Below are 18,664 nucleotides of genomic sequence, written 5' to 3'. Positions count from 1 at the left end.
TCATCCATGGATGTCGGGGGCTTTTGCGTTGGGGGGACGGATTACCGACCACACCCGACTGCGGGCAGTTCTGGCGCCGAAGGTGGTGGTGCCGGTCCCAGGTTGACTGCGCCCTTTTCGGCTCGGCGACCGAGCGGCACGGTGGAGGTATGAAGTTCGGAGTCAGCACATTCCTCACTGACCGGGGCCTGGCGCCCACGAAACTGGCGATAGCCCTTGAGGAGCGGGGGTTCGACTCACTTTTCGTCGCCGAGCACACTCATCTGCCGGTGGCCGGGCCGGTACCGCCCGAAGGCGACCTGCCGCCGCACGATTACTACCGGTCGCTGGACCCCTTCGTGGCACTGTCGGCGGCGGCCGTCGTCACCGATCGACTGCTCCTCGGTACCGGGATTGCCTTGGTGGTGCAACGGGATCCGATCACGCTCGCCAAGGAAGCGGCGAGCGTGGACCACCTCTCCGGCGGTCGTTTCCTGCTCGGCGTCGGCGCCGGCTGGTTGCGTGAGGAGATGCGCAATCACGGCACCGAACCGAGGACCCGGCTGGCGTTGATGCGCGAGCGGGTGCTGGCGATGAAAGAGATCTGGACCGCCGAGAAAGCCGAGTTCCACGGCGAGTTCGTCGATTTCGACCCGATGTACTCATGGCCCAAACCGGTCCAGCGGCCCCATCTGCCGGTGCTCGTCGGCGGCAACGGTCCCACCGTGTTGGAACGGGTACTCGAATACGGTGACCAGTGGGCACCGAATCTGGTTGGCACACCCGAGGAATTGGTGACCCGGGTGAAGGATCTTCGGCGCCGGGGCGACGAGCGCGGACGCGACCGGATTCCGGTGACACTGATCGGTGCCGACCGACGTGGCTACCTGGGGCCCGACCGGCAGAGCACGATCACGCCGTTGACCCACCGCGAGCTCGAGGTGTTGGCCGAAGGCGGCGTCGATCATTGCGTGTTCTTCCGCGACGCCGCAGCCGCGGAGACCGAGGCGTTGCGCTATCTCGACGAACTTGCCGAGCTGACCAGGCCGTTCCGCGACTGAGCCCGCATCAGGGTGTCGAGCCGTTCGTCGGTACCGGTCCCGGGTCTCGGGTTGTACAGCACCAGGTGCCAGCCCGGATGATCGGTGACGGCCAGGGTGGTCTTGTCGAACACCAGCTCGCCGGTCTGAGGATGAAGCACGGCCTTTATCGCCTGTGAATGGCGACCCACGTCGTGCCGTCCCCACAGCTCGACGAACTCAGGGCTGACCGTGCCGAGATCTTCGACGATCTCGGCGAACCGGACATCGTCTGGATACCGTGCCGCGTCGGCGCGGAACGCGGACACCACCCCCGGCGCGGCCGCTGCCCAGTGGAGGTACATGTCGCGGTAGCGCCTGTTGGTGAAGAACGTGACGAGGCAATTGCGATCGGTGCTGCCGTAGCCGAACACCAGCCGGGTCGCTTCGTTGACCGCGAGCAGATTCCAGTACTGGTCCTGCAGCATCGCCGGTCGCGGCGACCATGCCTCGAGCAGATGGAGAAGTTCGGGAGTGACTTCGGTCGTGCGCTCACCAGCAGGCGGGGGATTCATCCCCGACAGCGAATACAGGTGCGAGCGTTCGGGCTGCGAGAGCTGCAGGGCGGTGCCGATCGCGTCCAGCACGCTCGACGACACGTTGATGTCGCGGCCCTGTTCGAGCCACGTGTACCAGGAGGTTCCGACACCGGCCAGTAGAGCGACCTCCTCGCGGCGCAGTCCCGGGGTCCGTCGCCGGCCGCCGACCACCAACCCCACGTCGGCCGGCTTGAGCCGGGCACGGCGAGTTCGCAGGAAATCGCTGAGCTGCTCGCGCTTCATAAGACGATAGTAGAAGTGCCGCCGGGACCGGCACGCACGTCGGCCTGGTGGTGTCACCCCCTGGCTTGGCGGCCGGAGGAATGCAGGTCACCAGGCTGAAGTGGGGCGAGTTGACGACGTCGATCAACGGATTCCTCGGGGCGGGCCGGCTGGATCCGGGTACTGCGCGTCTCCATGCACGAAGATTCCGAACCGGCCGTGGTACAAAGGATTTTCACCGCCTTGCTGACGCTCGGGTTGGTGGCGGTGATCGTCTGGCTGGTGCGCAGCGTGCCGCGCCCGACACTGCGTGCGGTGCTACGCGAGCGAACCTTCCTGGCCGTCCGGCTACTGTTCCTGGTGTTCGCGATCGTCGCCGGAGTGGCCACCGTGGTGGTGGGATCGACTCCGTTGACAGATGTCTCGGGGCCGTTGCTGTTGTTCGGGGCCGTGAGTCTGAGGGTTTACGGCTGGCTGAGCGGTCAATAGGGGGATAGGCAATGAAGCAGGTGACGATCGCCTTCGACATCGACGGGACGTTGCGGGACAACACGATCACCGATGGCTATGTGGCCAACGAGCGCATCCGCACACTGCTGATCACGCTGGCGAGCATGAAGAACACCCGGATCATGCTCTGGTCCGGGGGCGGTGAGGGTTATGCACGTCGGGCCGCCGATGCGATGGGGATCGTGAAGTACGTCGACGTCTACGCCGACAAGGGCTACGGCGGCTACGACGCCGACGGGCACCCGATCTTCCACACCGAACTGAAACCGGACATCGCCTTCGACGACATCGAGGAATGCTCGCTCGGCGACCTGAATCTGATTGTGCAGGAACGTGGATTCACACCGGGCTACGTACCGCCGGCACAACGGCCATCCTCGCAGCGATAGTCGTCACGCCAGGGCCCGGCCTCAGGGATAGGCTCGCGGCGTGCTCATTGCGATCGAAGGTGTCGACGGCGCAGGCAAGCGTACGTTGACCAACGGCCTGCGGGCGGCGTTCGAGGCCGATCACAGGTCCGTCGGCAGCCTGGCATTTCCGCGCTACCACCGGTCGGTGCCCGCGGACCTGGCCGCCGAGGCGCTGCACGGCGCCCACGGCGATCTGGCCGACTCCGTCTATGCGATGGCCGCCCTGTTCGCGCTCGACCGCGCCGGCGCCCGGGAGGAGATCCAACATCTGCAGGGCGCCTACGACGTCGTCATCCTGGACCGTTACGTCGCCTCCAATGCCGCCTACAGCGCGGCGAGGCTGCACCAGGGTGCCGACGGTGAGGCGGTGGGCTGGGTGCGTGAGCTCGAGTTCGACCGCCTCAAACTCCCCAGTCCGGATTGGCAGGTACTGCTCGACGTCCCGACCGAGCTGGCCGCTCAGCGGGCCGAGCATCGCGCCAACACCGAGGCCGACCGCGCCAAGGACGTTTACGAGCGCGACGGCGGGCTACAGCAGCGCACCGGAGCGGTGTATGCCTCGCTGGCGGCCGCCGACTGGTGCGGTCGATGGGCGGTCGCGGGCCCGGATGTGGACCCGGCAGCCCTGGCAGGTCGGCTAAGCAGCAGATAAAGCCGAGAAACCCGCGTGTGGTACCCCGGTTTTATCGCGATCGGGTGACACCATGGACACCATGAGGCAAAGGATCCTTGTCGTCGATGACGACCCATCGCTGGCCGAGATGCTCACCATCGTCTTGCGTGGCGAGGGATTCGACACCGCCGTCATCGGCGATGGCAGCCAGGCGCTCACCGCGGTCCGCGAATTGCGGCCTGATCTGGTGCTGCTGGACCTGATGTTGCCCGGCATGAACGGGATCGACGTGTGCCGGGTGCTGCGTGCCGACTCCGGTGTCCCGATCGTCATGCTGACCGCCAAGACCGACACCGTCGACGTGGTGCTGGGGCTGGAATCCGGCGCCGACGACTATGTGATGAAGCCGTTCAAGCCCAAGGAGCTGGTGGCCCGGGTGCGTGCGCGGCTGCGCCGCAACGAGGACGAGCCTGCCGAGCTGCTGTCGATCAACGATGTCGAGATCGACGTGCCGGCCCACAAGGTGACCCGTCAGGGCGAGCAGATTTCGCTGACACCGCTGGAGTTCGACCTGCTGGTGGCGCTGGCACGCAAACCACGCCAGGTGTTTACTCGTGATGTGCTGCTCGAACAGGTGTGGGGATATCGCCACCCCGCTGACACCCGTTTGGTGAACGTGCATGTCCAGCGGTTGCGGGCCAAGGTTGAGAAAGACCCGGAGAACCCGCAGGTGGTGTTGACCGTTCGAGGAGTGGGATACAAGGCCGGACCCCCGTGATCTTCAGCTCCAGACGGCGCATTCGTGGTCGCTGGGGAGGATCCGGCCCGCTGTTGCGCGGATTGGGGACGCTTGGTCGGGCGGTCAGCCTGGTGTGGCGTCGTTCGCTGCAACTACGGGTCGTGACGCTGACACTGGGGCTCTCGCTCGCCGTCATCCTGGTGCTCGGTTTCGTGCTGACCAGCCAGATCACGGACCGGATCCTTGAGGTCAAGGTCAAGGCCGCCACCGAGGAGGTGGAACGGGCCCGGGTCACGGTCGGCGGCATCGTCGGTGGTGAGGAGAGCCGTTCGCTCGACAGCAGCCTGCAGTTGGCCCGGAACACCCTGATCGATCGCAAGGCCGACGCCCGCGCGGATGTGGCCGGCGCGTTCGACGCGGTGCTCATGGTTCCCGGCGACGGGCCACGCGAAGCCGCTGCGGCTGGGCCGGTGCAACAGGTGCCCAAGGCCCTGCGTGACTTCGTCAAGGCCGGGCAGGTCAGCTACCAATACACCACGGTCGCGACCGATGCGTTCTCCGGGCCTGCGCTGATCGTCGGCAGCCCGGCGTCCTCGTCTGTGCCCAATCTTGAGCTGTACCTGATCTTTCCGCTGAACAACGAGGAAAGCACCATCTCCCTGGTGCGCGGCACGATGGCGACCGGCGGCGTGGTGCTGTTGGGTCTGCTGGCGGCGATCTCCCTGGTGGTGGCCCGCCAGATCGTGCAGCCGGTGCGGTCGGCCTCACGCATCGCCGAGCGGTTCGCCGAAGGCCACCTGACCGAGCGGATGCCGGTGCGCGGCGAGGACGACATGGCCCGGCTGGCGGTGTCGTTCAACGACATGGCCGAGAGCCTGTCGCGCCAGATCCAGCAGCTCGAGGAATTCGGTAATCTGCAGCGCCGCTTCACCTCCGACGTCAGCCATGAACTGCGTACCCCGCTGACCACGGTGCGTATGGCCGCCGACCTGATCCACGATCACAGCGAGGACCTCGACCCCGCGCTGCGCCGGTCCACCGAGCTGATGGTCAACGAACTCGACCGGTTCGAGACCCTGCTGGCCGATCTGCTGGAGATCTCCCGCCACGACGCCGGCGTGGCCGAGCTGTCGGTGGAGTCGGTGGACCTGCGGACCACGGTGCAGAGCGCATTGAACAATGTCGGGCACCTGGCGGCCGACGCCGAGGTCGAGCTCGACGTCAACACGCCCAACGACGAGGTGATCGCCGAGGTGGATCCGCGCCGCGTGGAACGCATCCTGCGCAACCTCATCGCCAACGCCATCGATCACGCCGAACGTAAACCGGTCCGCATCCGAATGGCTGCAGACGAGGACACCGTCGCCGTCACCGTGCGCGATTACGGTGTCGGCCTGCGTCCCGGTGAGGAAAAGCTGGTGTTCAGCCGGTTCTGGCGGTCCGACCCGTCGCGGGTACGCCGCTCCGGCGGCACCGGACTGGGCCTGGCCATCAGCATCGAGGACGCGCGCCTGCACCAGGGCCGGTTGGAAGCCTGGGGTGAACCCGGCAAGGGAGCGTGCTTCCGCCTGACGCTGCCGCTGGTGCGCGGACACAAGGTGACCACCAGCCCGCTGCCTTTGAAACCTGTTTCGCAGCAACAAAAGTCGCGGCAGCGTCCCGACCGGGAGCATGCGGAGGAGAACGTGTGAAGCGCCTGCTGACGGTGGTGATCGTCGGTCTGGTAGTTCTGGTGTCCGGATGCGCGGGAATTCCGAATTCGTCCTCCCCGCAAGCGATCGGCACCGTCGACAGACCGGCACCACCGAACCTGCCCAAACCGGCGCCGGGCATGGACCCTGACGTGCTGCTGCGTGAATTCCTCAAGGCCACGGCCGATCCCGCGAACCGGCACCTGGCGGCCCGGCAGTTCCTCACCGAATCGGCGTCCAGCTCATGGGACGACGCCGGCAGCGCACTGCTGCTCGATCGGGTGGTGTTCGTCGAAACCCGCGGCGCAGACCGGGTTTCGGTGAGCATGCGGGCAGACATCCTGGGATCGCTGTCCGACATGGGGGTGTTCGAGACCGGGGAGGGGGCACTGCCCGACCCCGGCCCCATCGAGCTCGTCCAGACTCCGGGCGGATGGCGCATCGACCGGCTGCCCAACGGGGTTTTCCTTGACTGGCAGCAGTTTCAGTCCACCTACAAGCGCAACACGCTCTATTTCGTCGACCCGACCGGAACCACGGTCGTGCCCGACCCCCGTTATGTCGCGGTGTCCGATCCCGACCAGGTGGCCACCGAACTGATCTCCAAACTGGTTTCCGGCCCACGCCCGGAAATAGCCAGGGCGGTACGCAATCTGCTCGACCCGCCCTTGCGGCTACGCGGTCCGGTCACCCGGGCCGACGGTGGGAAGACCGGGGTGGGACGCGGCTACGGTGGCGCCCGAATCGACCTCGATAATCTCTCGACCACCGATCCGCACAGTCGGCAACTGCTTGCCGCACAGATCATCTGGACCCTGTCGCGGGCCGGGATCAGTGGGCCCTACGTGATCAACGTCGACGGTGCCCCGCTGGATGACCGGTTCGCCGACGGCTGGGAGACATCCGACGTCGCGGCCACCGACCCGGGGGCGGTCCCCGGGTCGGCCGCCGGTCTGCACGCGCTGGTCGGCGGTTCCCTGGTGGCGTTGGACGGGCAACAGACCAGCCGGGTGCCCGGGGCGTTCGGCTCGGCGCCCAATCAGATGTCGGCCGCGGTGTCGCGCAACGGTCAGGACGCGGCGTCGGTCGTGGTGCTGCCCGACGCCCCGGAGGCCACTGCCGCCTCGCTGTGGATGGGGCCGTTGGGAGGGCCCACTGCCAAGGCCATCGAGGGCCGCACCCTCAGCCGGCCGAGCTGGTCGCTGGATCAGGCCGTGTGGGTGGTGGTCGATGACGCCAACGTGGTGCGCGCCATCCGCGACGCCTCCGGTGTGCCGGCCCGCATTCCCGTCGACGCGGCGGCGGTGACAACCCGCTATCCGGGCCCGATCACCGAACTGCAGCTGTCCCGGGACGGCACCCGCGCGGCGATGGTGATCGGTGGGCAGGTGATCCTGGCCGGTATCGAGCGGACTCCCGAGGGCCAGTTCCTGCTGACCTATCCGCGGCGTCTCGGCTTCGGCCTGGGCAACACGGTGGTGTCGCTGTCCTGGCGGACCGGCGACGACATCGTGGTCAGTCGGACCGATCCGGCGCACCCGGTGTCCTACGTCAATCTCGACGGGGTGAATTCGGACGGGCCCAGCCGCAATCTGCAGGTTCCGGTGGGCACGGTGGCCGCGAATCCGTCGACGGTCTACGTCGCCGATCAGCGCGGCGTGATGCAGCTGTCCGCGTCGGTCAGTGAAGACAATCCTGGATGGGTCGAGGTCCGGCCGCTGATGGTTCCCGGTTCGTTGCCGGTGCTGCCCGGCTGAGGCCGAGCACGTGGCGCAGCGACGATGTCACCCCCGGCGCGCAGACTGCCGGCATGCTCGACCTCATCCTGCCGCTGGAGTGCGGTGGCTGTGGGGCACCGTCGACCCGGTGGTGTGCGGCGTGTGCCGTGCAGCTCGGTGTTGGTGACGACGAGCCGCACCTGGTCACCCCACGAACCGATCCGGGAGTCCCGGTGTTCGCCCTGGGCCGCCATGCGGGTGTCCGCCGGCGCGCCATCGTGGCAGCCAAGGAGCACGGTCGCACCGACCTGATCGACCCGCTGGCCGGTGCCCTGAATGTCGGCCTGCAGCACCTGCTGACCTGGGGCGTCGTCGGTACTCCGGTGACTCTGGTCCCGGCACCCACCCGCCGCGTCGCGGCACGTCGCCGCGGAGGTGATCCGGTCGGCCGGATCGCGACGGCAGCGGTTGCCGGGCTACCCGGTGTTCGCGTCGTGCCCGCGCTGCGCCTGCGGCCGTGGGTGCGTGATTCGGTGGGCCTGTCCGGCGCCGCCCGCCAGCGCAACATCGCCGGACGGGTGCGTCTGATCCGACCGGTCGCGGGTGAAGTGGTGCTGGTCGACGACATTGTCACCACTGGAGCCACGGCGGCCGAATCGGTGCGGATGCTCACGGCGGCGGGGGTCGACGTGTCTGCTGTACTGGCGATTTCGCATGCCTGACGCGCGCGTCATTTCGTTGAGATCAAACCCACATGAAGAACTGAGAACACGTATTTGAAATTGGTGGCACGAGTGGGTGAACACGGACTACCGTCGGCAGCAACCACCCGTGAATGACTCACGGCGGCGCTCCCGAAACGCAGCGCCACTTCACCGCTAAACGGTAGGAGGTGAGTACCTGACACCTTGCGCCGATGGGTGGAGCAAACTATTCGGCCCATCGGCACCATCACGATTCGTTGAGAAGTAGGGCACGCGCGATGCGTGTGACAACTGAGAGAAACGAGTTGCCGAGTATGTCAACCCATTCCCCGGATACAAGCGCCACCATGGTGGTCGACCCCGACGAACAGGTCGGCGACACCACCCCGGAGCCGAACGCAGAGGTTGTGGTCAAAGGTCGAAACGTCGAAGTTCCTGATCACTTCCGTATGTACGTCTCGGAGAAGTTGTCGCGCCTGGAGCGGTTTGACCGCACCATCTACCTGTTCGACGTCGAACTCGACCACGAACGCAACCGCCGTCAACGCAAAAACTGCCAGCACGTCGAGATCACGGCCCGCGGCCGTGGCCCGGTGGTGCGCGGCGAGGCCTGCGCAGACAGCTTCTATGCCGCCCTGGAATCAGCGGCAGGCAAACTCGAGAGCAGGCTCCGCAAGAGCAAGGACCGCCGCAAGATCCACTACGGCGACAAGACCCCGGTCTCGCTGTCCGAAGCAACCGCGCACGAGACGCTGTTCGACACCCAACCCGTGTCCGACGATGCTCCCGCCCTTGATGGTCTTGACGACCATGAGCCGGGCCGGATCGTGCGGACCAAGGAACACCCCGCGAAGCCGATGACAGTCGACGACGCCCTCTATGAGATGGAGCTGGTCGGCCACGATTTCTTCCTGTTCCAAGACAAGGAGAGCGACCGCCCGTCGGTGGTGTATCGCCGCCATGCCTACGACTACGGGCTGATCCGCCTGGCCTGAGCGCCGGCAGACGCAGAATCGCACCTCGGAGCATTCCGGGGTGCGATTTTGTCTGTTGTCGCCAGCAGAACCAGCGACTTCGACCGGTCACCTACGATGGACGTCAACTAAGCCCGTGCGATCCCGCCCACGGGATCCATCGAACCCACAGGGGAAATAGCGTGCTGTCGAAGTTGCTCCGTCTCGGTGAAGGCCGCATGGTCAAGCGCCTCAAGAAGGTGGCCGACTATGTCGACACCTTGTCCGACGACATGGAGAAGCTCTCGGACGCCGAGTTGCGAGCCAAGACCGACGAGTTCAGGAAGCGGATCGCCGACGGCGAGGACCTCGATGACCTGCTTCCCGAGGCGTTCGCCGTGGCCCGTGAGGCGGCGTGGCGGGTGCTGTCCCAAAAGCACTTCGAGGTCCAGATCATGGGTGGCGCGGCGCTGCATTTCGGCAACGTCGCCGAGATGAAGACCGGTGAGGGCAAGACCCTGACCGCGGTGCTGCCGGCGTACCTCAACGCGCTCGGCGGTGAGGGCGTGCACGTTGTCACGGTCAACGACTACCTGGCCAAACGCGACAGCGAGTGGATGGGTCGCGTGCACCGGTTCCTGGGCCTGGACGTGGGCGTCATCCTCTCGGGCTTGACCCCGGAGGAGCGCCGGGCGGCATACCACGCCGACATCACCTACGGCACGAACAACGAGTTCGGCTTCGACTACCTGCGCGACAACATGGCGCATTCCACCGAGGACATGGTCCAGCGTGGCCACAACTTCGCCATCGTGGACGAGGTCGACTCGATCCTCATCGACGAGGCCCGTACCCCGCTGATCATCTCGGGGCCCGCCGACGGCGCCTCCAACTGGTACAGCGAGTTCGCCCGGCTGACCCCGTTGATGGAGAAGGACACCCACTACGAGGTCGACATCCGCAAGCGCACCATCGGTGTGCACGAGCTGGGTGTGGAGTTCGTCGAGGACCAGCTGGGCATCGAGAACCTCTACGAGGCCGCCAACTCGCCGCTGGTCAGCTACCTGAACAACGCCATCAAGGCGAAGGAGCTGTTCCAGCGCGACAAGGACTACATCGTCCGCGACGGCGAGGTGCTCATCGTCGACGAGTTCACCGGCCGCGTGCTGCTGGGCCGCCGCTACAACGAGGGCATGCACCAGGCGATCGAGGCCAAAGAACACGTCGAGATCAAGGCCGAGAACCAGACGCTGGCCACGATCACGCTGCAGAACTACTTCCGGCTCTACGACAAGCTGTCCGGCATGACCGGTACGGCCGAGACCGAGGCCGCCGAGCTGCACGAGATCTACAAGCTGGGTGTGGTGCCCATCCCGACCAACAAGCCGATGGTGCGTGCCGATCAGGGCGACCTGATCTACAAGACCGAGGAAGCCAAGTACATCGCGGTCGTCGACGACGTCTCCGAGCGCTATGAGAAGGGCCAGCCGGTCCTCATCGGTACGACGAGCGTCGAGCGCTCCGAGTACCTGTCGCGGCAGTTCACCAAGCGCAAGATCCCGCACAACGTGCTGAACGCGAAGTACCACGAGCAGGAGGCGAACATCATCGCCGAGGCCGGCCGCCTCGGCGCGATCACCGTCGCCACCAACATGGCCGGCCGTGGTACGGACATCGTGCTCGGCGGCAACGCCGATTTCCTGGCCGACAAGCGCCTGCGCGAAAAGGGCCTGGACCCGGTGGAGACCCCCGAGGAGTACGAGGCCGCCTGGGACGACACCCTCACGGCCATCAAGGAAGAGGCCAACAAGGAGGCCGAGAAGGTCACCGATGCCGGTGGGTTGTACGTGCTGGGCACCGAGCGCCACGAGTCCCGGCGTATCGATAACCAGCTGCGCGGCCGCTCGGGCCGCCAGGGCGATCCGGGCGAGTCCCGCTTCTACCTGTCGCTGGGTGACGAGTTGATGCGACGGTTCAACGGCGCGACGCTGGAGTCGCTGTTGACCAGGCTGAACCTGCCCGACGATGTGCCGATCGAGGCGAAGATGGTGACCCGCGCCATCAAGAGCGCGCAGACCCAGGTCGAGCAGCAGAACTTCGAGGTCCGCAAGAACGTCCTCAAGTACGACGAGGTGATGAACCAGCAGCGCAAGGTCATCTACAAGGAGCGCCGGATGCTGCTGGAGGGCGAGAACCTCCAACAGCAGGCCCACGACATGCTCGTCGACGTGATCACCGCCTACGTCGACGGTGCGACCGCCGAGGGCTACGCCGAGGACTGGGATCTGGCCAAGCTGTGGGAAGCGCTCAAGACGCTGTACCCGGTCGGTATCGACCACCACGACCTGGTCGATTCCGATGCGGTGGGCGAGCCCGGTGAGCTGACCCGCGAGGAGTTGCTCGAAGCGCTCGTCGCCGACGCCGACCGTGCGTACGCCGAGCGCGAGAAGCAGCTCGAAGAACTGGCGGGCGAAGGTGCCATGCGTCAGCTGGAGCGCAACGTCCTGCTCAACGTGATCGACCGCAAGTGGCGTGAGCACCTCTACGAGATGGATTACCTCAAGGAGGGCATCGGCCTGCGGGCGATGGCGCAGCGCGATCCGCTGGTCGAGTACCAGCGCGAGGGCTACGACATGTTCGTCGGCATGCTCGACGCGCTCAAGGAGGAGTCGGTCGGGTTCCTCTTCAACGTTCAGGTCGAGGCCGCGCCGGCTGCCCCCAGCGCTCAAGTCGCACCGGTGGCCGCGCCCAGTGGGCTGGCCGAGTTCGCCGCGGCCGCCGCGGCGAAGGCTGGTGAGGCCACGGCTGCCGACGCGGATTCCGGTGCGGTGGCCACCAAGGAGCGGCCGGCACCGGCGTTGCGTGCCAAGGGGATCGACAATGACGCACCGCCGCTGACCTACACCGGACCGTCCGAGGACGGCACGGCTGAGGTGCAGCGCTCCGGCGGTGGCGGGCGACATTCCGCGGGGGCCGGTGGTACCCGGCGTGAGCGTCGCGAAGCGGCCCGCAAGCAGGCCAAGACCGGCCGGCCGTCGAAGTCGCACCGCAAGAGCTAACCGAGCTGCAGCGCAGTGAGTTGCCAACGGCCACTGCGTGATTCGATACGTCCCGCGATGGCGCGCACGCGCGGCCCGCGCGTGTAGGTGGCGAACAGCTCGGCGGCCTCGGGTGAGGCTGCCGGGCGTAGCCCCACCCGGCGCAGGCTGGCGGTGGTGCCGTGGCGGGACGCGGTGGAAGCGATGACCGCGTCGAGCAGCAGTTGGCTCATCAGTGATTTCAGCTGGGACGGTGGCCTGCGCCGGTCGACGACCTCAAGGACCCGGCGCAGGGCCATATCGGCGAACTGTGCGGCGCCGGGCTGCAATTGCCCGTCGGTCTCGGGGCCGACCAACCGCAACCGGCGCGGGCTGTGCCCGTGCAGCACGGTCGGTGCCGGACAGGGCGCCGGCAGTGCCGGCAGTGCCGGCAAGGCAACCGGTGTGCCTCCCAGCAGCAGGGCGGGCGGCTCGCAGTCGATCACCGGGGCGGTCAGCGGCAGACGCCGGGAACCGTTCGCAGTGGCGGATTGCGCGGGAAGTTTCGGGGTGGGCACAGGCAACCTCCAGCGGTCGGCATCACGGACGACATCTGCTGGAGAGGTGCAGACCTACCCATGATCGCATGGGGTGCGGCGTGCCGGAGGCACGCATAATCCGGTGCTCGGTTTCTCCGGTTAGCGTGACGAGAGTCGTCGAACCAGGGGGAGCGGAATGGTTCAGCCCAGCATCGATTGGCCGGCCGAGCCGCTGCGCTCGCTGATATGGACGCTGCAGGCGTGGGGGATCACCCTTGTGGTGTTCCTGGCAGTGGCGCTGCTGATCGCGAGATTCACCCGCTGGGGACAACAGTTCTGGCGGGTCACCGCGCCGTTCTTCAGCGGGCCGGGCAGTTGGCGCACCTGGGCGCTGCTGGCGTTCATCCTCTGGCACACCGTGTATTCGGCGCGGGTGGTGGTGATTTTCACCTACCAGTATGCGGACCTGATGAATGCGGTGCAGGCTGGTGCGGAGGCACTGGCCACCCATGACGGCGCGAAGCTCGACGCTGCACGCCAGGCGTTCATGACGTCGTTTGCGATCAGCGGGATTCTGGTGGCACTCACCGTGATCTACACGGTGGTCGATCTGTTCCTGCGCCGGGTCTTCTCGATCCATTGGCGCATCTGGCTCAACACCCGTCTCGTCGACGACTGGATGACCGGCGATGCGTTCTATCGCAACCGGTTTCTGGACCCTCCGGTGGAGAACCCCGATCAGCGCATCCAGACCGACGTCGAGACGTTCACCACCAAGTCGGTGGACATGAGCATCGGAGCGGTGAACAGGTCGCTGTTGATCGTCATGTTCACCGGTGTGCTGTGGCAACTGTCCGGTCCGTTGCAGTTGGGCGGCTGGACGATTCCGCGGGCCATGGTGTTCGTGGCGTTCGTCTTCTCGATCACGGTGACGGTCGTCGCGTTCTGGATCGGCCGCCCGCTGGTGCGCCTGAACTTCCTCAACGAACGGTTCAGCGCCAGTTTCCGGTACGCGCTGGTTCGATTGCGCGACAGTGCCGAGCGCGTCGCGTTCTACCGCGGTGGGGAGCGTGAACGGCAACTGCTGCACTCGAGGTTCGCCGAGATCATCGCCAACATGTGGCGCATCGTGTTCGCCCAGTTGCGACTCAACGGCTGGAACCGCGGGGTCGGCGACGTGACGACCGGGATGATTCCCTACATCGTGCAGGCTCCCCGGTTCTTCGCCGGCCAGATCACGCTCGGCGGCCTGCTGCAGACCGTCGCGGCCTTCGGAAATGTCTGTGCGGCAATGGCGTTCTTTCGGGACAGCTATGACGAGTTCACCGTCTACCGCGCCGCGCTGATGCGCATCGACCAGATGCTCGCTCACGATCACCGGGCACGGGAGTTGCCCCGGATCTCGGTTGAGGCCACCCGCGATTCGCTGGCGCTCACCGAGGTGCAGGTGGATGACCTGCAGGGGCGGCCGCTGATCACCGATCTGTCGATGGTGTTGAACCCGGGGGACAGTGTGGTGGTCAAGGGTCCGTCCGGCTGCGGTAAGACCACCTTGCTGCGTAGCCTGGCCGAGCTTTGGCCGCGGACTGGGGGACTTGTGCAGTACCCGTCCGGATGGGCGACGCTGTTCCTGCCACAACTGCCGTACCTGCCGCTGGGGGATCTGCGGGCCTCGGTGGTGTACCCGCTTCCGATTGCCGACGTGAGTGACAGCGAACTGCGGGACACCTTGCGCGCGGTGGCCCTCGGGCATCTGACCGAGCGCCTGGACGACGAAGCGGACTGGGCGTCGGTACTTTCCCTGGGTGAGCAACAGCGGGTCTCATTTGCGCGGGTGCTGCTGGTCCGTCCGCGGGTGGTGTTCCTCGATGAGTCGACCTCCGCGTTGGACGAGGGACTCGAGGACGCCATGTATGGATTGGTGCGTGAACGGTTACCCGAGTCCGTGGTGGTGAGCGTCGGGCACCGGTCAACCATCGACCGGCATCACCGGTCGCGACTGCAGTTGGAGGGCAGCGGGCGCTGGGAGCTCTCGGTGATTACGGCATGAACTCTCGGCAGCTCCGGCGTGAAATTGACGCGCGGCAGCACCCGTGATGCGCAGTAGCAGAATCGCCGGTTAACGTGACGGGGTTCGAGCGGAGCGAGAAGGGGAGGGTGGCGCCGCATGGTGAACAGGCTGTCGGCGTCCGATGCAGCGTTCTTCCATCTGGAGAACAGCGCTACGCCGATGTACGTCGGGTCCTTGTCGATCTTGCGCAAGCCGCGTGCCGGCTTGAGTTACGAGACCCTGTTGGAGACCGTCGAGCATCGGTTGCCGCAGATTCCGCGTTACCGCCAGAAGGTGCGTGAGGTGACGCTGGGCCTGGCCCGGCCGGTGTGGGTGGATGATCGGGATTTCGACATCACCTACCACATTCGGCGGTCGGCGCTGCCGTCCCCGGGCAGCGACGCGCAGCTGCACGACCTGATCGCCCGGCTCGGCTCGCGGCCGTTGGACCGGACCCGTCCGCTGTGGGAGATGTACCTGGTCGAAGGGCTGACCAAGAACCGCATCGCGATCTACACGAAGACGCACCAGGCCCTTGTCAACGGGATGACCGCGCTCGAGATCGGGCACGTGATCGCCGATCGTGCGCCGAAGCCGCCGGAGTTCGGCGAGGACATCTGGATCCCGGCCCGCGAACCCAGCGACCGCCAGTTGGTGCTCGGCGCGATCGGGGAGTGGATCACCCGGCCGACCAGCCAGCTCGCCGCCTTGCGCGACACCGTGACCGAGGTGGCCACGAGTGCCAGCGAACTGGCGGCGGTGGGCCGGCGGGTTGCCGACATGGCCCGCACGGTGGCGCGCGGTACCGCCCCCAGCAGCCCGCTCAACACCACGGTCTCGCGCAACCGCAGGTTCTCGGTGGACGAGCATCGGTTGGAGGATTACCGGCTGGTGCGGGCCCGCTACAACTGCGACATCAACGACGTCGTCCTGGCCGTGGTGGCCGGCGCGTTACGCAACTGGCTGCTGTCGCGCGGAGAACCGGTCACCCCGACCACCACGGTGCGGGCCATGGCGCCGATGTCGGTGTACCCGGATGCCGAACTGGACTCCACTGGGCCGGGCCAGGCCATCAGCGAGGTATCGCCGTTCCTGGTCGACCTCCCGGTCGGCGAGGGCAACGCGGTGGTGCGACTGTCGCAGATCGCGCATGCCACCGAATCGCATTCCACCGCGGCCAGCCTCGTCGACGCGCGCACCATCGTGACCCTGTCCGGATTTGCACCGCCGACCTTGCACGCCATGGGTATTCGGGTGGCGACGGGTTTCTCGGCGCGGCTGTTCAACCTGCTGATCACCAACGTGCCCGGGGCCCAGAAGCAGATGTATGTCGCGGGCACCAAGTTGCTGGAGACCTACGCGGTGCCGCCGCTGCTGCAGAACCAGGTTCTGGCCATCGGGGTGACGTCGTACAACGGCATGTTGTACTTCGGGATCAACGCCGACCGGGACGCGATGAGCGACGTCGACGTGTTGCCGAGCCTGTTCCGTGAATCTCTCGAGGAATTGCTCGAGGCGGCCAGATAAAACCTGGCGCAACGTGTGGGCTGTTTGACCTGAGCCGCAATTCGCGGTCTGATGAATTGACCATGCCAGCTGAGATACGAAAAAGTAGATCCGACGAGAACACGCAAGACGCCAAGAAATCAGTCGTCAAGAGAACTGAAAATGCGCTCAAGTCGGTTGCCGAGGTGGTGCCCCACCACCCGGTGCTCGACGTCCCGGTCGAGCAGAAGGCCTACACCCGCCGCGCCGGTGTGGACTGGGTCGTATTCGGGGTCACCGCTGTCATCGCTCTCGCATTCCTGGTCTGGGGATTCGTCAGCACGGGTTCACTTGCCGCGGCATCGTCGAACGCACTCAGTTGGGTGATGGCCGATGTCGGTTGGCTGTTCGTCCTGACCGCGTCCGGGTTCGTGGTTTTCGTGATCTGGCTCGCGATGAGTCGCTACGGCAACATCCCGCTGGGCCGTGACGACGATGAACCGGAATTCCGCACCGTGTCCTGGGTGGCGATGATGTTCAGTGCCGGCATGGGGATCGGCCTGATGTTCTTCGGGGTGTCCGAGCCCCTGTCGCATTTCGCCTCCCCGCCACCGGGCACCGGCGGGCCGGGCAATCCCCAGGCCGCGGAGACCGCGATGGCCACCACGATGTTCCACTGGACGCTGCACCCGTGGGCGATCTACGCCGTCGTCGGCCTGACCATCGCCTACGGCGTCTACCGCAAGGGCCGCCTGCAGTTGGTCAGTGCCGCGTTCGAGCCTCTGCTGGGCAAACACGCCAACGGGCCGTGGGGCAAGGTGATCGACATGCTGGCGATCTTCGCCACGCTGTTCGGGTCCGCGGCCTCGCTGGGCCTCGGCGCGCTGCAGATCCGCAGCGGGTTGCACATCGTCGCCGGAATCGGTGAAACCGGCAATGCCGTCTTGGTTGGCATCATCACGGTCCTGACCGTCGCGTTCGTCCTCTCGGCGGTGTCGGGCGTCGCGCGCGGGATCCAGTGGCTGTCCAACATCAACATGGTGCTGGCACTGGGCATGGCGCTGTTCATCTTCCTGGTCGGCCCGACCATGTTCATGCTCAACATGATTCCGACCTCCATCGGCAGTTATTTCGGAGATCTCGCGCAGATGGCCGCCAGGACGGGCGCCGAAGGCGACGCGGTCAGCACCTGGCTGCAGAGCTGGACCATCTTCTATTGGGCCTGGTGGATCTCCTGGACCCCCTTTGTCGGGATGTTCATCGCCAGGATTTCCCGTGGCCGCACCATCCGGCAGTTCGTGACGGGCGTGCTGCTGGTGCCCAGCGTGGTGTCGGTGATCTGGTTCTGTGTGTTCGGCGGCGCGGCCATCTTCGAGCAGCAGAACGGTGTGGACCTGGCAGGAATGGGCAGCCAGGAGAAGCAGCTGTTCAGCTTGCTCGGCGAGTATCCGATCGCGACGGTCACCAGTGTGGTGGTGATGGTGTTGGTCGCCATCTTCTTCGTATCCGGTGCCGACGCGGCGTCGATCGTGATGGGTTCGCTGTCCGAACGCGGCACCATCAAACCGACCCGGCCCACGGTGATCTTCTGGGGCGTCGCCACCGGTGCGGTGGCGGCGGTCATGCTGCTGGTCGGCGGTGCCGATGCACTGAACGGTCTGCAGTCGATCACGATCATCGTCGCGGTGCCCTTCGTCCTGGTGATGATCGGGCTCGCGGTGTCGCTGGTCCGCGACCTGCGGCAGGATCCGTTGGTGGTGCGCCGCGAGTACGCGCTGGAAGCCGTCAACGATGCTGTGGTCGCCGGTGTCACCCAGCACGGCGACGATTTCGTGTTTTCCGTGGAGAAGGACCCGCAAGCCGACGACCGCATAGACGCCGTGGACGATTAACCTCGCGGTGTGCGCGTCTACATCCCGACGACCCTGGTCGCCCTGCAGCAGCTCGTCGCCGACCGTCACCTGCTCGTCGTGAACGGAACCGCCTTCGCGGTCACCCCGACGCTGCGGGAGGCCTACGCCGAGGGTGACGACGACGAACTCGCCGAGGTGGCCTTGCGGGAAGCCGCGCTGGCCTCCTTGCGGTTGCTGGCCGGCGGGCCGACCGATTCGGGTCTGCCGCCGCGCCGCGCGGTGGTGGTGGCCGATACGGGGGCGCATGTGGAGGTCACGATCCGTCCCGACCTCGATGACGCCGTCGTGCGGTTGTCCGGGCCGTTGCCCATCGACGCCGTCGTCGCGGTGTACGTCGACAATGCCGATGCGGAGTCGGCGGTGCTGGCCGCCGTCGATGTCATCGACGAGGCGGACATGGGGGACGAGGACGCCGAACTCACGGTGGGAGACGCCCAGGATCACGACCTGGCGTGGTACGCCCCGCAGGAACTGCCGTTTCTGCTCGAACTGCTCTGATCGAC

16 protein-coding genes are annotated in these 18,664 nt (G+C 66.3%); 14 read left to right on the top strand and 2 right to left on the bottom strand.

Features of this window, described 5'->3' with window-relative positions:
* Positions 1 to 149 precede the first annotated feature (149 nt).
* The gene (locus AB0I14_RS10400) at positions 150 to 1,040 is read left to right on the top strand and encodes an LLM class F420-dependent oxidoreductase (RefSeq protein ID WP_358019871.1); all 891 of its coding nucleotides are present in this window, start codon (positions 150 to 152) and stop codon (positions 1,038 to 1,040) included.
* Here the strand turns inward: AB0I14_RS10400 and AB0I14_RS10395 are convergent.
* Entirely contained in the window at positions 995 to 1,840 is an 846-nt protein-coding gene (locus AB0I14_RS10395) for a helix-turn-helix transcriptional regulator (protein WP_358019868.1), read from the bottom strand. The genes AB0I14_RS10400 and AB0I14_RS10395 overlap by 46 nt on opposite strands.
* Before the next feature lie 174 nt (positions 1,841 to 2,014).
* Here AB0I14_RS10395 and AB0I14_RS10390 point away from each other — a divergent pair, with 174 nt between their 5' ends.
* From AB0I14_RS10390 to secA, 9 genes are all read left to right on the top strand, one after another.
* Positions 2,015 to 2,308, top strand: coding sequence for a hypothetical protein (locus AB0I14_RS10390; protein WP_358019865.1), 294 nt, complete (start codon positions 2,015 to 2,017; stop codon positions 2,306 to 2,308).
* A gap of 11 nt (positions 2,309 to 2,319) precedes the next feature.
* Positions 2,320 to 2,718 (top strand): hypothetical protein, encoded by a 399-nt coding sequence (locus tag AB0I14_RS10385; protein WP_358019862.1) that lies wholly within the window; start codon positions 2,320 to 2,322, stop codon positions 2,716 to 2,718.
* A 40-nt stretch (positions 2,719 to 2,758) separates the two neighbouring features.
* A complete protein-coding gene (locus AB0I14_RS10380; protein ID WP_358019859.1) occupies positions 2,759 to 3,391 on the top strand; it encodes a dTMP kinase in 633 nt (210 codons plus the stop codon).
* Between the two features lie 52 nt (positions 3,392 to 3,443).
* Complete coding sequence (gene mtrA / locus AB0I14_RS10375) at positions 3,444 to 4,130, top strand: two-component system response regulator MtrA (RefSeq protein WP_019343547.1); 687 nt, start codon at positions 3,444 to 3,446, stop codon at positions 4,128 to 4,130.
* Entirely contained in the window at positions 4,127 to 5,782 is a 1,656-nt protein-coding gene (gene mtrB, locus AB0I14_RS10370; RefSeq protein ID WP_358019853.1) for an MtrAB system histidine kinase MtrB, read from the top strand. The genes mtrA and mtrB overlap by 4 nt, the downstream gene beginning before the upstream one ends.
* On the top strand, positions 5,779 to 7,539 hold the full coding sequence (gene lpqB / locus AB0I14_RS10365; RefSeq protein ID WP_358019850.1) for an MtrAB system accessory lipoprotein LpqB: 1,761 nt from the start codon (positions 5,779 to 5,781) through the stop codon (positions 7,537 to 7,539). The genes mtrB and lpqB overlap by 4 nt, the downstream gene beginning before the upstream one ends.
* 53 nt (positions 7,540 to 7,592) lie before the next feature.
* Positions 7,593 to 8,222 carry a ComF family protein gene (locus AB0I14_RS10360; RefSeq protein WP_358019847.1) on the top strand — a complete coding sequence of 210 codons (630 nt, stop codon included), beginning with the start codon at positions 7,593 to 7,595 and terminating at the stop codon, positions 8,220 to 8,222.
* Positions 8,223 to 8,551: 329 nt separating this feature from the next.
* On the top strand, positions 8,552 to 9,199 hold the full coding sequence (raiA, locus tag AB0I14_RS10355) for a ribosome-associated translation inhibitor RaiA (protein ID WP_358021209.1): 648 nt from the start codon (positions 8,552 to 8,554) through the stop codon (positions 9,197 to 9,199).
* A 161-nt stretch (positions 9,200 to 9,360) separates the two neighbouring features.
* Positions 9,361 to 12,216, top strand: coding sequence for a preprotein translocase subunit SecA (secA, locus tag AB0I14_RS10350; protein ID WP_358019844.1), 2,856 nt, complete (start codon positions 9,361 to 9,363; stop codon positions 12,214 to 12,216).
* On the opposite strand, the gene AB0I14_RS10345 is transcribed toward secA, so the two are convergent.
* On the bottom strand, positions 12,213 to 12,752 hold the full coding sequence (locus tag AB0I14_RS10345; protein ID WP_358019841.1) for an Rv3235 family protein: 540 nt from the start codon (positions 12,750 to 12,752) through the stop codon (positions 12,213 to 12,215). The two genes, secA and AB0I14_RS10345, sit on opposite strands and share 4 nt — an antisense overlap.
* A gap of 157 nt (positions 12,753 to 12,909) precedes the next feature.
* On the opposite strand from AB0I14_RS10345, the gene AB0I14_RS10340 reads away from it, so the two are divergent.
* From AB0I14_RS10340 to AB0I14_RS10325, 4 genes are all read left to right on the top strand, one after another.
* Complete coding sequence (locus AB0I14_RS10340; RefSeq protein ID WP_358019838.1) at positions 12,910 to 14,763, top strand: ABC transporter ATP-binding protein/permease; 1,854 nt, start codon at positions 12,910 to 12,912, stop codon at positions 14,761 to 14,763.
* 117 nt (positions 14,764 to 14,880) lie between these two features.
* Positions 14,881 to 16,290 carry a wax ester/triacylglycerol synthase family O-acyltransferase gene (locus AB0I14_RS10335; protein WP_358019835.1) on the top strand — a complete coding sequence of 470 codons (1,410 nt, stop codon included), beginning with the start codon at positions 14,881 to 14,883 and terminating at the stop codon, positions 16,288 to 16,290.
* Positions 16,291 to 16,352: 62 nt separating this feature from the next.
* Positions 16,353 to 18,140 (top strand): BCCT family transporter, encoded by a 1,788-nt coding sequence (locus tag AB0I14_RS10330; RefSeq protein WP_358019833.1) that lies wholly within the window; start codon positions 16,353 to 16,355, stop codon positions 18,138 to 18,140.
* 9 nt (positions 18,141 to 18,149) lie between these two features.
* Entirely contained in the window at positions 18,150 to 18,659 is a 510-nt protein-coding gene (locus AB0I14_RS10325; RefSeq protein ID WP_358019830.1) for a hypothetical protein, read from the top strand.
* Positions 18,660 to 18,664: the final 5 nt, after the last annotated feature.

This window comes from Mycobacterium sp. NPDC050441 (genome assembly GCF_040655355.1).
Classification (GTDB): Bacteria; Actinomycetota; Actinomycetes; order Mycobacteriales; family Mycobacteriaceae; genus Mycobacterium.
The sequence above is the reverse complement of the archived record's forward strand: the minus strand, read 5'-3'. Positions and strand labels throughout refer to the sequence as shown.

Coding starts and splice junctions, on each gene's coding strand:
- AB0I14_RS10360 (WP_358019847.1), top strand. CDS start 7,593: ATGCTCGACCTCATCCTGCCGCTGGAGTGCGGTGGCTGTGGGGCACCG.
- AB0I14_RS10340 (WP_358019838.1), top strand. CDS start 12,910: ATGGTTCAGCCCAGCATCGATTGGCCGGCCGAGCCGCTGCGCTCGCTG.
- mtrA (WP_019343547.1), top strand. CDS start 3,444: ATGGACACCATGAGGCAAAGGATCCTTGTCGTCGATGACGACCCATCG.
- raiA (WP_358021209.1), top strand. CDS start 8,552: ATGGTGGTCGACCCCGACGAACAGGTCGGCGACACCACCCCGGAGCCG.
- AB0I14_RS10400 (WP_358019871.1), top strand. CDS start 150: ATGAAGTTCGGAGTCAGCACATTCCTCACTGACCGGGGCCTGGCGCCC.
- AB0I14_RS10390 (WP_358019865.1), top strand. CDS start 2,015: ATGCACGAAGATTCCGAACCGGCCGTGGTACAAAGGATTTTCACCGCC.
- AB0I14_RS10385 (WP_358019862.1), top strand. CDS start 2,320: ATGAAGCAGGTGACGATCGCCTTCGACATCGACGGGACGTTGCGGGAC.
- AB0I14_RS10330 (WP_358019833.1), top strand. CDS start 16,353: ATGCCAGCTGAGATACGAAAAAGTAGATCCGACGAGAACACGCAAGAC.
- AB0I14_RS10335 (WP_358019835.1), top strand. CDS start 14,881: ATGGTGAACAGGCTGTCGGCGTCCGATGCAGCGTTCTTCCATCTGGAG.
- AB0I14_RS10395 (WP_358019868.1), bottom strand. CDS start 1,840: ATGAAGCGCGAGCAGCTCAGCGATTTCCTGCGAACTCGCCGTGCCCGG.